2 tRNA genes are annotated in these 214 nt (G+C 47.2%); both read left to right on the top strand.

Going from position 1 to position 214, the window contains the following annotated elements:
* The first annotated feature begins 37 nt into the window (after positions 1-37).
* Positions 38-111 (top strand) — tRNA-Arg (locus HMPREF2811_RS06560).
* Positions 112-117: 6 nt separating this feature from the next.
* Positions 118-191 (top strand) — tRNA-Pro (locus tag HMPREF2811_RS06565).
* Positions 192-214: the final 23 nt, after the last annotated feature.

Genomic DNA, 214 nt, shown 5'->3' on the forward strand with positions numbered 1-214 from the left:
CGTACCGGTTCGATTCCGGTCCTCGGCATTAAAGCATGCACCCATAGCTCAATTGGATAGAGTACTTGACTACGAATCAAGCGGTTGTAGGTTCGACTCCTACTGGGTGTATAAAAACGGGAAGTAGCTCAGCTTGGTAGAGCACTTGGTTTGGGACCAAGGGGTCGCAGGTTCGAATCCTGTCTTCCCGATTTTTTTGAACCAAAAATCAAAA

Origin of the sequence: Globicatella sp. HMSC072A10 (genome assembly GCF_001811625.1) — a bacterium.
In the GTDB taxonomy this organism is placed as follows: domain Bacteria; phylum Bacillota; class Bacilli; order Lactobacillales; family Aerococcaceae; genus Globicatella; species Globicatella sanguinis.